Origin of the sequence: Pectobacterium fontis, from assembly GCF_000803215.1 — a bacterium.
GTDB classification, from domain to species: domain Bacteria; phylum Pseudomonadota; class Gammaproteobacteria; order Enterobacterales; family Enterobacteriaceae; genus Pectobacterium; species Pectobacterium fontis.
The window spans coordinates 39,429-51,599 of record NZ_JSXC01000060.1; the positions used below are offsets into that span (position 1 = coordinate 39,429).

Here is a 12,171-nt window from a genome sequence, read left to right on the forward strand (position 1 = left end):
AGAGTGACCAGTCATGAAAGATATCGTAACGCTGTTAAAGCAGTTGGAACGGCAGGGCGTTCGTCTGGCGTTAAATGCGCAGGGGCAGTTGGTTTCCCAATCGAGCAAAGACGCGATCACGCCAGACATTGGGCGCACGATCAAAGAAAACAAAGACGCGATTGTGCGCTGCCTGACGGCGCAGCAGGCGTTTGAACGTCCGATTACGCCGCAGAATGCCACGTCTGGCCCGCTGTCGTCATCGCAAAGCGGGCTGTGGTTTATCGAACAATACGAAGAGCAATCACATCTCTATAATATGCCGGTCTATTTTCGCCTGACTGGCACGCTGGATGTGGCGGCGCTGGAATTTGCCTTTGACGCGTTGGCGCAGCGCCATGCCAGCCTGCGCACCCGTTTTGTTGTCAATGAACAGGGCAAGGGCGAACAGCGTATTGATGCCTACCAACCGTTTGTGATACAGCATGATGACTTCTCAGCGCTGCCGGAAGCGGAGCGGGAAGCACGTTTGCAGCAGCAGGTGAAAGCGGAAATCAGTCGTCCGTTCGATCTCACTGCGGGCGATCTGACTCGCGTGCGGCTGGTGAAAATGAGCGAACGCGTACACATTCTGATGATCACCCAGCACCACATCATTTCCGATGGCTGGTCAGTAAAGAATATGTTCGCAGACTTCAAGCCGGCTTTTCTGGCCTGCCAAAACTGCCAGCCTTATCCTGTTGAGCCGACGGCGCTTAACTACATCGACTACGCGCACTGGTTCAATTCCGCGTCGTTTCTGGATTACCACAACGAATTCAAGCCGTTCTGGGTTGAGCGGCTGACGGGGATCCCCGAAGTACACAGCCTGCCGCTGGATAAACCGCGTCCGGCGCACCAGAACAGCGGCGGCGAGGTGATCTTCTCCGCGATCAACAACGATCTGTGGGATAAATTCAAACGCCTGTGCCAGCGCTATAACACGTCTAATTTCATTGGCCTACATGCGGTGTTCTCTCTGCTGCTGGCGCGCATCAGCGGTGAGAAAGACATCGTGATTGGCTCGCCGCTGGCCTACCGCGAGCGGCCGGATATTGAAGATGTCGTCGGCTTCTTCGTCAACACCATCGTGCTGCGCACCCAATTGCAGGATAGCCAGAGCTTCGTCGATTACCTGCAATATTGCCGTGAACAGGATCTATCGGCTTTCGATCATCAGCTTTATCGTTTTGAGGCGCTGAGCGAGACGATCGGTTCCGATCGCACCACGGCGATCAACCCGATTTTCCAGGTGATGCTGGTGTATCAGGCCAAAGTGGATTTCAACGATCTGATCCCCGGCTGTGACGCAGAAGAAGAGACCTCACCCGTGCTGCCTGCCAAGACGGACATTTCGGTCAAGGTCACGGAGCTAATGGGCGAGGTACGGCTGGACTGGCTGTTTGCCACTGCGCTGTTTGAGCGCCAAACGATCCAGTATTACGCTGACCGCTTTATTCGACTGATCGAGGCGGTGGTTGAGGCACCGGAAACCGATGTCTGGCACCTGCCGCTGATGGAAACAGAGCGCTTTGCTGCCGTGCTGGCGGAGAGTCAGCAGTTGCCGCATAGCTATCCGCAGCCACAGTTGACGGTAACTGACGTGATTGAAGCGGTCGCTCAGCGGGATCCACAGCAGCAGGCGATTGCCTTTGATGGTGTGCAGCGCACCGACTCGCTAACGTATGCCGAGCTGAACCGACAGGCCAATCAACTGGCGCACTGGCTTCACCGCCAAGGGCTGGGCGAACAGGCGCTGGTTGGCGTGCTGGCGAAACGCGATCGCTATTTTGTCATCGCGCTGCTGGCTATCTGGAAAGCGGGCGCGGCCTATGTGCCGCTGGATCCCGATTATCCGCCGGAGCGGCTGCGTCACATCATTACCGATGCCAACCTTTCCGTCATCCTTGGTGGTGATGGACAACAACTGGCGCAGTGGTCAGCCGAACAGCGCATCGATCTGACCGATTCCGCTACGGTAGCGCAGTGGCACCATCTGCCGGGTGATGAACCGCCCGCTATTCCGCGCCATGCCCAGCAACTCGCGCAGGTCATCTACACCTCGGGATCGACCGGTGTGCCGAAAGGCGTGATGATCGAACACGGCTCGCTGATCAATCTGCTGGACGATCATCGCGATCGCATCGCGTTCACGCCGCAAAGCACCATGTTCAACTGCATGTCGCTCTCGTTTGATGCCGGTAACATGACGACGCTGTTGCCGCTAAGCAGCGGCGGCACGCTGGCGTTTGGCGAACCTAACGATCGGGCGATTATGCAGGCTGAACAGGCGAGTGCGACGCACCTGATCCTGCCGACGGCGCTGATGTCGATTCTCGATCCTGAGCAGATTAAGGGTATTCAGGCGATTGGCATGGGTGGGGAAGCCTGTCCGAACGCGGTGGTGGAAAACTGGGCCGATAAGGTGGCGCTGTACAACATGTACGGGCCAACGGAATGTACCGTCACCGCGTTGAGCACCCGCCTGCGTAAAGGCCAGCCTGTCACCATTGGTAAACCGGTTGCCCATATTCAGGCGCTGATTCTGGATACTGCCGGACAGCTATGTCCGGTGGGCGTGCCGGGCGAACTGTGTCTTGCCGGGCTGGGGCTGGCGCGTGGCTACCTCAATCAGCCGCAGATGACCGCCAGCCGCTTCGAGCACATTACGCTGAACGATGCCGCACAGGGCACCGTGACGCTGCGCATTTATCGCACGGGTGACAAAGCCAGACTGCTGAACAACGGCGACTATGACTACAGTGGCCGTATTGATGAGCAGATCAAACTGCGTGGCTACCGTATCGAACCGGGTGAAATTGAGGCACAACTGGCGGCGGTTTGTCCGTCTCTGAAACAGGTAAAAGTGATTGTGGCGCAGGTCGGGAATCGCCCGGCGCTGGTCGCCTATGCCACGGTAAAAACGGGCAGCAGCATACCGGAGCCGGCTGCCGTGCTGATTGATGTCGCGAAGCACCTGCCGGAATACATGGTGCCGTTCCGGCTGATGCTACTGGAAGATATGCCGCTGACGCCAAACGGCAAGCTCAATACCAAACAGTTGCCACCGGTGCTGGAAGCCAGCGAGGGTGACGGGGAAGCCGATAACCCGTTGGAAGCCGATGTGTTGGCGATTTGGCGCAGCGTGCTGAATACGCCGCTGGGCGTGGAGGATGATTTTTTCCGTTTAGGTGGTGATTCCATCCTCAGTATTCAACTGACCACCCGCCTGCGCAGTGCGGGCTATGCCTGCACGGTGAAAGACGTTTTCGAGGCAAAAAGCGTGCGGCGTCTATGCCGTGTGCTGGCACAGAATGACGGCGATACCGGTGTTGTCGCAGAGCAGGGCACGCTGGAAGGCGAATTCGCGCTGCTGCCGATTCAGCGCTGGTTTATGGAACAGCCGCTGGCACGTCCAGAGCACTGGAATCAGGCGGCGATGATCCAACTGCCGGACGTGGACACCGAACGCCTGAGTACGATGTTGCAGGCGCTGGTGGCGCAGCATGACGCGCTGCGTCTGGCCTGTGACGCCACAGGACAACGCTATCTGACGGATTTGACTTGCCCTGCTTTGCCAACGCTGGATTATCGTCAGCTCGGCGACGATGGCCTGCAACAGGCGTTTACCGCGTTGCAGCGTGACTTCGATCCGGCACAGGGGAACACCATGGCCTGTGCGCGGGTGCGACACCACCCGCAGGCGGATACGGCCTTGTTTCTTGCCTTCCACCATCTGGTCATCGATGCCGTATCCTGGCGCATTCTGGTTGACGATCTCGAACGGCTCTACCTTGGCGAACCGCTACTACCGAAGACGTCGAGCTATCGCCAGTGGGGCGTGGCGCTGCATAACTACGCTACACAGCATGCGGAACAACTGGCGTACTGGCAGGCGCAGGAAGACGGCGTGGATCAAACCGCATTGCTGGCGGCGAGAGATCCGCAAGGCCATGCCAGCGCGGCGATTCTGACGCTGGATGCCGAAACCACCAACCAACTGGTGAATGAAGCCAACCGCGCCTTTAACACTGACGTGAGCGATCTGCTGCTGGCGGCGCTAACCCGCACGCTGAACGATCTCGGCTGGGGCGATAAAACACGTATCATGCTGGAAGGGCATGGGCGCGAAGCCATCGATCCGACGCTGGATGTCAGCCGCACCGTCGGGTGGTTTACCAGCACCTATCCGGTGTGCCTGCAAGATAAGCCTGACTGGGCTTCCCTGATTAAATCCAGTAAAGAGCAACTGCGTCAGGTGCCGGATAAAGGCGTTGGGTTTAACCCGCTGCGTTACCATCACCCACAGGGCGGCGCGCTTACGCTGTCGCCGATTGTGTTCAACTACCTTGGGCTGTCGGTTCAAACGGCTGGCGTGTGGCGTCCGGTAGAGGTCGCGCCGGGATGCTGCGTCTCGCCGGAGAATAAACCGGCGGAGATTATCAGCCTGCACGGCGGTATTACCGGCGGGCGGCTCACGTTGCGTCAGGTGGGTTGCCTCAATCAGCACGATAGCGAACGCCTGATGGTACGGCTGACGGAAAACCTGCGGGCGCTGACGGCAGCCTGTGTGGCGCAGCGACAGCAGGGAACCGTCTTTACCCCCAGCGATTTTCCGGCAGTCAGCCTGAGCCAACCGCAGCTTGACCGTTTGGCGCAGCGTTATGACATCGACACATTGTTGCCGTTGTCATCGCTCCAGCAGTCGATGCTGTATCACCGCCTGCGCTGCCCACAGGACGATGCGTATCATCTGCAAACGCCGATTCGTTATGCGCAGGCGCTGGATGTGGAAGGTTATCGTCAGGCATGGCAGCGTCAGATCCCGCGTTTTCCGGCACTGCGTGCCGCGCTGGAAAGCGAGTGTGCCCGCGTGCAGGTACTTGTGAAGCATGCAGAATTGCCTTTCCACTATCAGGATCTGATGCAGGAGGCCGATCCACAGGCGGTGATCGAACGTTATCGCCAGCAGGATTTACGTAGCGGATTTGATTTGTCGCAGCCGCCGCTGTTGCGCATTGCCTGTTTCCGCGTGAATGAGCAGGACTATCGGGTGCTGCTGAGCTGTCACCACAGCATCATTGATGGCTGGAGCGGTCCACAATTGCTGGGTGCGGTACACCGTGACTATCGAAGCCTGATGCACCGCGAAGCGCCAGCAGTTCAGGTGGATCGTGCCTATGTGGATTATGCGCTACACGCTGCGCAGCAGCAGCCCGCCGTCGCCGCGTTTTGGCAACAGCGGCAGCCGCAGTTAGCGCGAACAAACGATGTGGCTGTACTGTTTGCGGCAGCGGGGAAACGCGCCGATCTCAGTCAGCATCTGACGCAGGTCGAGCCGCAAGTCACCAGCGTGAGTCTGAATGATCAGGATCAGGCGACGTTAACCGCCTTTGCCCGTGAGGTGGGCGTCACGCACAGTATTATCGTGCAATACGCCTGGCACCGGCTGTTGGCACGCTCGACCGGTGATGCGGTCAGTATTGTCGGAAACGTGCTGTCGGGCAGAGAAAGTCCGGTGGACGGCGTAGCAAGCAGCGTGGGCCTGTACATCAATAGCCTGCCGCTGGCGTTAAGCTGGCAACAGCCGATGTCGCTGCAACAGCATCTGGTGCAGTTGCAGAATGAGCTGATGGCGATGAATCAACATGCTACACAGTCGCTGATTGCGCTGACGGCCGGACGTTCGCGTCTGTTCAATAGCCTGTTTGTTTATGAAAATTATCCTGGCGCGCAAGCAGAGCAGGGGCAACGCGCTGACGATCCGCATCGGCTCTATCCTGAGTTTTCTGCCGCCTATGAAAAAGTTGAAATGCCGCTGAATCTGGTTGTTAGTGAACAGGCAGGCTGCATGCTGCTGCGCTTCGAGTTTGATGCGGCAGTGCTGGATAGCGCGCAGGCGCGGCGGGTGCTGATGCGCTGGCATGATGAGGTGGTCGAGTTAGTGAACAGCATGCCGCAACAGCCCGCCGAGCTGATTGGCAATAACAGCGTGACTGAGGTCGTGCGTGGGCAGGATGTGGTGCCGAATCGTGCCGATGCGGCTGATCATCCCTCCGATCCGTCGCTGCTGCGCGTATGGGCGCAGACGTTGAAACGCAGTGAATTCGGCCTTTGGTCGCAGACGCTGTGTGAATGCGGCGTTGATTCGCTCCAGCGTATCGCACTGGCACAGGCGCTGAGCCGTGAGTTGCGACGGCCGGTGAGCGTCGCGCTCTTGCAGCGCTATCCGTCACCGCAGGCGCTGAGTGAGTATCTGACGCAGTCGAATGTGACTGCCAATGAGGAAACGCTGTCATGACAGGGAGTAATGAAAACAGCGGGAACACGCTGGCGGATATCCAACAGCCTACGGCCTTCGGGCAGCGGGTAGAGGCTGCACACGGTGAACAGCGCCACGGCATTGAGCTGCATCGGCAGTACCCCGTCTCACTGGTGAGCGCCGCGTGGTGCTGGCTGCTGTACAAATACAGCGGTGAAGAACAGGTGTGCGCGGCGCTGGCAAGCACCGATCTTCCTGACCACGTCAGGCCGCTGATCGCCCAGTTCCAGCAGCGGGATCGTCCGGTCAGCGAGTGGATCGCCGAGGTCGGATCGTTGTGCGATCCGCAGTCTGCGCCAGTACTTCTGGCGGCAGAAGCCCCGCATACGCTGTTTAGCAGCCTGCTGATCGTAGGAGAGCGTGCACCGCTATCTGCCGCGGTGCAAAACATTGCGGAAAACGTGGCGTTGATCGTGCAGGTTCAACACGATCGGTTAATCCTGACGGCACCGGACGGACAGCTTGATGCCCGACAGCTACAGCGTATGGCTCGCCATCTCACGCAGCTACTTGAGGGTCTGCTGACACAGCGCTGGGAGCATCTGGCGCAGATCCGCCTCAGCCAGTCGGTCGTGCCGCTACGGCCTACCACACCAGCACAGGCGTTACACGACGAACTGCTGGCGCGCCTGGCTCAGGATGTACGTCAGGATCGCGTGGCGATCCGTTTTCAGGAACGCGAAATAAGCTATCGGGAACTGCTGCAACGGGTGGCGCTGATTCAGCAGGTGCTAGCCGCGCAAGGTGTGATGGCGGGTCAGCGCGTAGGGCTACACCTTAGTCGTCAGCCTGATACCGTAGCGGCGCTGTTGGCCTGCCTGTTTTCTCAGGTGGCGTTTGTGCCGCTGGAGCCGGATTTTCCGGGGGAACGCCTACAGGCGATTCAGCAGGAAGCGGCACTGGCAGCGGTTTTACAAGATGGTAGTACGCACGGCACGCTGGCGTTTGGCTGCCCAATCCTGAACCTTGGTAATTTAGCTGATACAGCCAGTGGCTCCTTCGCGAGCGTTCAACTGGCGCGAATCGGTGCAGCGGATACTGCCGCTTACATGATGTTTACCTCCGGTTCGACGGGCAAACCTAAAGGTGTCGTGATTGGTCAGCGGGCGTTGCAAACCTTTATTCATGCCAGCACAGAGCGGCTAGCGTTAACAGCCGAAACCAACTGGCTGCTGATTACCACGCTGGCATTTGATATCTCCATGCTGGAAGTAGTTGCGCCGCTGTGGATCGGTGGCGTGTTACACCTGACCACGCATGAGGAATACAAAGATCCGCAGGCGGTCGCGGCGTATTTGCAGGCTCGGCCGGAAATCAATGTCTTGCAGGCCACGCCCGCTTTCTGGCGCATGATGTTCAAAGCCGGTTGGCAGGGTAAGCCTGATCTGGTGGCGCTGTGCGGCGGTGAAGCGCTGGATCTACGTTTAGCGCAGCGTCTGGTCAGCCGTTGCAGGACGTTATGGAATTGCTATGGGCCAACCGAAGCAACAATTTGGTCGCAGATGGCGCAGATTGATGGCACCGCGTTGGAGAATCAGCATACGGTCGCGCTGGGTAACACGCTGGCGGGCTATCAGCATCTGGTGATCGATGACGATCGCCATCCGCTGACGGAAGGGATGGTCGGAGAACTGTGCATTCTCGGTGAGGCGCTGAGCAGCGGGTACTGGCAGCGTGACGATCTGACGCAGGATCGTTTTATTCAGCAGGTGGAGTCTGGGCAACGGATGTACCGCACCGGTGATAAAGTCCGGCTGCTGCCAGACGATCGCTACCAGTATCTCGGGCGCTTTGACGATCAGGTGAAATTACGCGGCTTTCGCATCGAATTAGGGGAGATCGAGGCACAATTGAAGCGGATCGAACAGGTGCAGGACGCCGCCGTTAAACTTCAGGGTGAAGGAGATGACGCGGTGCTGGTCGGCTACGTGGAATATAAACCCGGCTCGGAGATGACCAAACTGGCGTTGCGCAAACAGTTGCACCAGTTCTTACCGTCGTACATGGTGCCTGGACGTATTGTGGTGCTGGATAAGCTGCCGAAAACCGGCAGCGGTAAGGTAGATCGTAAGCGCCTGACGGAAGTCTGACGACAGTCAGTAGGGCAGCGTTGCTGCCCTCTGTGTCTTTCTAAAGATGGCATTCTCAGGTCTGGTAACGTGCGATTGCCACTCGCCTATCAGAACGATTGTAATGTACTGATTTTGCCCTGTTGCCAGTTGGCGTCAGATTGACGCAGTGCCTGACTGATATCTGCAAGGCTGTTGGACGGGAGGGTTTTTGGTAGTAAATCCAGTCCGATCGTTGAGAATATCTGGCCGTAAGTATTGCGTAGTTCGGCATAAGCCAGATCTTGACGTAAACTGGCGTTGAGGGCATTCAATTCACCTTGAATCAACGGTAGTTCACCGATGCTGTTAGCCTTATAGCGGTTTCTTAGCTGTTCGACGATTTTAGTGTCAAGATTGCGCAATTCTGAGCTGGTTTTATATTGTCGCTGCGCCTCATTGAAGTTGGCTCGGGCGATGTATAACTGTGCCATAATTGCCAGAGACATTGCCTGACGCTGCATTTCCGACACGGACTCGTTAGCCTGAGCGGTTTTACGCGCGGCGGGGCCGGACAGCAGATTGAACAGGTTCCAGGTGGCTTTCACACCAACGTCAGCCCAACTGTTGTTGACCAGGAAGGAGTTGCTGTCATAGTGACCGCCTGCGCTGATTTCCACGCCGGGCAGCATACGCAGCAGCGCTTTGCGGGTTTCAGCGGCATGAATTCGTACCTGATAATCTTGCTCGCGCAGTTCTGGACGACTGACCAGCGCCGCTTCTTCCAGCACCTTCACATCGACATTCAACTGCGGTACGGTTTCGTCACTGCTTTGTGGCAACGCGAGCTGGTAGGCCGTATCCAATGGCAGGTTCATCAAAGTTGCAAGCTCAGTCTTGGCCAGCGACAGTGCGCGACGCTGTTCTTCCAATTGGCGTGTGGCGTCGATCAGTGCACGCTGATAGCTCAGTGCTTCAATGGGGTCGCCAATCTGCTGTGACGACATGTGCTCGCTCGCGTCGCGCGCCGCGTTGACACGGACGATCAAGCCGTCAATCTGTCCCAACAAGCGTTCGGCTGCCACGGCGCGCCAGTAGGCGGATCGTACGTCTTGCAGGATGGTGTGCACGACCTTGCGTTTACGCTCCTCGGCAATCCAGCGCTGATCCGATTTTTGCTGTGCGGTCACGTAGCTGACGCCAAAGTCGAGCACGTTCCACACCATAGTCAGATCGGCTACATCGCGGTCGCGATCCTGTGAGGTGGAAGGTTCCAGAGAGGTACGTCCTGTTTCTATGCTGCGGCTACTGGAAGCACTTATATTATTACGTCCCACGTAGCCCGCTGATGCTGCCAGTTTTGGCAACATATCGTAACGTGCTAGTTCCACCTGCTGCTGGCTCAGCGCATATTCCATCACTTTTAAGCGTGATTCGAGGTTATATTTCAGCGCACGAGCCATGGCATCATACAGCGTGATCGGTGCCGTGACTGGCTCCTGCTGGCTGAATATGACGACGCGGTCCTGCTGGCTGCGTTGCGCGCTTTCGGCCTTGTTGATCGGCTGGGTGGTCACGGCACAGCCGCTGGTGGCTAGCACGATGGCGCTAAGGATAAATAGTTTGCGACCCTGTAACACGATTCCGCTCCTTGTCATTATCATTATTATGAATGTTATTCTTGTGATGGTTCTGATTGTTCTTGCGATCGTCTTATGTATCGCCAGTCGCTATGCTGTCGCGCAGAGTTATCCCTGCCGCTGACCACTTTCCTGCAATGCTTGCTCAATGGCCGCAAGACGTTGCAGTTTCGAATCCCCTATCTGTTGTAATTGCTGATGTAGCGAGGGCGTAAATATCACCGAACGCCCAGTGTCGTCATTGGTACTATTCATCGCACCCTTCGTGCTATCGAGTGGAATGTCTTTCCAACTGCCGCCGGAGAAGACTTCCATGGGTATCAGTGTAGGCAGAGAGGCTCCCGAGAATATGCTAGCCAGCGATGAGGTACCGCCTAAAGCGGGATCTTTGCTGAAGCTGGGGAAGGAACCTAGTGTGCTGTTGAAGTTAATGCCAATGCCGCTGGCTACTCCATGTCCGAAAGTGCTCGCCACCTGGCTAGTTGGGAGAGCGCCTCCCTCGGTGTTTTGGCGTCCGGTAGCAAAAATGGCAGACATCACTGACTTCGATGCGCCGTCGTTACCCACGGTGAAATTGCCGAGCGACGGACTGGCGATCAGACCACCCAACGTCGGCGGTGCCGTCGTGGCATCCTGCGTAAATAGTTGGCGTGCATCGCTGGCTGACGGCGTGCGGCCAATACCGTCGTTGGCTTTGAACTGTGGATCGCCGTTTACAATATTGTTCGTCACCGTCAGGCCAAAGCTGGTACTGATGGACGTATTACTGCCATCAGTCGCCGTTACCCTGATCACCAACGTACCGACATCCGCGTTGCCCGGTGTACCGGAGAAGGTGCCGATAGCAGGATCGAAACGAAGCCAGCTCGGCAGCGGTGACCCGTTGGCGAGGGTGGCACTGAGCGTCAGGGGGTCGCCGATATCGGGATCGCTAAAGGTGCCGTCAGGTACGGTAAAGTTGAAGCCTCCCCCCTGCGCAATGCTCTGCGCCGGGATCGTACCGGATACCACCGGCACATCGTTAACGTTGGTGACCGTCAAGCCAAAGCTGGTACTAATGGACGTATTACTGCCATCAGTCGCCGTTACCCTGATCACCAACGTACCGACATCCGCGTTGCCCGGTGTACCGGAGAAGGTGCCGATAGCAGGATCGAAACGAAGCCAGCTCGGCAGCGGTGACCCGTTGGCGAGGGTGGCGCTGAGCGTCAGGGTGTCGCCGATATCGGGATCGCTAAAGGTGCCGTCAGGTACGGTAAAGTTGAAGCCTCCCCCCTGCGCAATGCTCTGCGCCGGGATCGTACCGGATACCACCGGCACATCGTTAACGTTGGTGACCGTCAAGCCAAAGCTGGTACTAATGGACGTATTACTGCCATCAGTCGCCGTTACCCTGATCACCAACGTACCGACATCCGCATTGCCCGGTGTACCGGAGAAGGTGCCGATAGCAGGATCGAAACGAAGCCAGCTCGGCAGCGGTGACCCGTTGGCGAGGGTGGCGCTGAGCGTCAGGGTGTCGCCGATATCGGGATCGCTAAAGGTGCCATCAGGCACGGTAAAGTTGAAGCCATCACCCTGTGCCACGTTTTGTGGCGGGATAGGCGTGGCAACCACGGGCGCATCGTTTAAGTTGGTGATCGTCAGGCCAAAGCTGGTGCTGACCGAGGCGTTACTACCGTCGGTGGCTGTTACCCTGATCACCAAGATACCGACATCTGCGTTGCTTGGTGTACCGGAGAAGGTGCCGATAGCAGGATCGAAACGAAGCCAGTTCGGCAGTGGTGAGCCGTTGGCGAGGGTGGCGCCGAGCGTCAGGGTATCGCCATCCGGATCGGTAAAGGTGCCTGCGGGTATGGTGAAGTTCAGGCCACTGCCCTGTGCCAGCGTCTGTGGCGGAACGGTGCCGGAGACCACAGGAGTATCGTTGGTGTTGGTGACGGTCAGGGCAAAGGTGGTATTGACCGAGGCAGTGCCGTCGCTGGCGGTGACGCGGATGCTCAGGTTGCCGACATCACCGCTGCCCGGCGTACCGGAGAAGGTGCCGGTGGCAGGGTTAAACGTCAGCCAGGCAGGCAGCGCCGTGCCGTCAGCCTGCGTGGCGCTGAGCGTCAGGGTGTCGCCGACATCAGGATCGGTAAAC

4 protein-coding genes are annotated in these 12,171 nt (G+C 57.9%); 2 read left to right on the top strand and 2 right to left on the bottom strand.

The features are described from left to right. Positions 1–13: 13 nt before the first annotated feature. A complete protein-coding gene (locus OI69_RS17985; protein WP_039353729.1) occupies positions 14–6,319 on the top strand; it encodes a non-ribosomal peptide synthetase in 6,306 nt (2,101 codons plus the stop codon). After that, positions 6,316–8,430, top strand: coding sequence for an amino acid adenylation domain-containing protein (locus OI69_RS17990; protein ID WP_039353732.1), 2,115 nt, complete (start codon positions 6,316–6,318; stop codon positions 8,428–8,430). Before OI69_RS17985 ends, OI69_RS17990 begins: the two co-directional genes overlap by 4 nt. Positions 8,431–8,519: 89 nt before the next feature. Here the strand turns inward: OI69_RS17990 and OI69_RS17995 are convergent, their stop codons facing one another. Both OI69_RS17995 and OI69_RS18000 read right to left on the bottom strand, forming a co-directional pair. Next, complete coding sequence (locus OI69_RS17995) at positions 8,520–10,028, bottom strand: TolC family protein (RefSeq protein WP_039353735.1); 1,509 nt, start codon at positions 10,026–10,028, stop codon at positions 8,520–8,522. A 108-nt stretch (positions 10,029–10,136) separates the two neighbouring features. Further along, positions 10,137–12,171, bottom strand: a 2,035-nt coding sequence (locus OI69_RS18000) for a putative Ig domain-containing protein (RefSeq protein ID WP_039353739.1), incomplete at its 5' end; no start/stop codon positions are given.